Source organism: Streptomyces mexicanus (genome assembly GCF_902506575.1).
GTDB lineage: Bacteria > Actinomycetota > Actinomycetes > Streptomycetales > Streptomycetaceae > Streptomyces > Streptomyces mexicanus.
Map to the genome: position 1 here is coordinate 1 of NZ_LR732699.1, position 1,322 is coordinate 1,322.

Annotated in this window: 2 protein-coding genes; both read left to right on the top strand. The window is 76.3% G+C overall.

Features of this window, described 5'->3' with window-relative positions; translation table 11 throughout:
• Positions 1 to 246, top strand: a 246-nt coding sequence (locus GV126_RS35415; RefSeq protein ID WP_328707389.1) for a citrate/2-methylcitrate synthase, incomplete at its 5' end; no start/stop codon positions are given.
• Between the two features lie 126 nt (positions 247 to 372).
• Positions 373 to 1,305, top strand: a complete 933-nt coding sequence (locus GV126_RS35420; RefSeq protein WP_159675532.1) for a ferredoxin family protein — start codon at positions 373 to 375, stop codon at positions 1,303 to 1,305.
• The last annotated feature ends 17 nt before the right edge of the window (positions 1,306 to 1,322 follow it).

Consider the following 1,322-nt stretch of genomic DNA (forward strand, 5'->3'; position numbering starts at 1 on the left):
ATCGTGGCCACCACCGCCCGCCACACCCCCCTGCACGCCAACGTCGACCTGGCCCTGGCCGTGCTGACCGCCTCGTGCGGCATGCGGTCCAGCGCGAGCGAGACGATCTTCGCTGTGGCCCGCACGGCGGGCTGGATCGCCCACGCCTTGGAGGAGTACGGGGAGCGCCCGTTGCGCATGCGCCCGAGCGGCCGGTACGCCGGACCCCAGCCGCCCCAGCCGCTGCCACGGCCGCAGCAGCAGTAGCCACAGCACAGCCACAGCCGTGACTCCAGCACTGCCACCGTCGCGACCCCGGCACAGCCGCAGCCGGAACAGATCACTCCGACGGCCGGGATTCGCCGCGCGCCCAGTCAGGTTAGGCTCACCTGTGTGAGTACGTGCGCGACCGTCTCCCGGCAGCTCGACGAGCCGCTGTCCGCCACCGCGCCCACGGCGACGACGTGGCTGCTGCTGGAGCAGCCCGGCCCGTGGGGCGCCAGGGCGCTCACCTCCAGCCACCTGGACCCCGCGGTGGGACGGGCGCTGGAGCGGGCGGCCCAGGGGACCGGCGTCCGGGTGGCGCTCATCCGGCGTCCGGGACGCCACGCCGACTGTCGTGCGCCGTCGCGGCGGCAGGTGTACGCGGCCCACACGGTTCCCGGCAACGCGTGGCTGCACAGCGCCGTGAGCGCCGCCCCCGAGCAGTTGCTGGACCTGGACTTCGCCGCGCTCGGCCGGGGCGAGCCGCACACGTTCGACGCGGTGCTGCGGGGGCGGCCGCACACAGGTGACCCGCTCGCCCTCGTCTGCACCAACGGCAAGCGCGACCAGTGCTGCGCCCTGCTGGGCCGGCCCCTCGCGTCCGATCTCGCCGCCGGCGGACTGCAGGGCGTCTGGGAGGTCACCCACCTCGGCGGCCACCGCTTCTCCCCGACGCTGCTCGTCCTGCCGTACGGATACGCCTACGGGCGGGCCGAGGCGCACGTCGTCGTGGAGGCCCTGCGCGGCGTGCGGGAGGGCCGGGTGACTCTGGAGGGCTGCCGGGGCCGTACCGCCTGGCAGCGGCCCGGGCAGGCTGCCGAGCTGGCCGTGCGCAGGGCGCTGGGCGAGGACCGCGCCGAGGTGCTGAGCGTCACGGGCGTCGAGGGTGCCGCACCCCGGTGGGAGGTGACCGTCGCCCACGCGGACGGGCGGCGGTGGCACGTGAGCGTGGCCCAGGGCGCCGCCGTACCGCCGCGTCCGGACAGCTGCGGGGCGTCGGTGCTGGGCGCCCCGGCCCGGATGGACGTGGTGGCCGTCCGAGAACCCGCCGTCGCCCGCTGAGGCCCCCACCCGGGGCA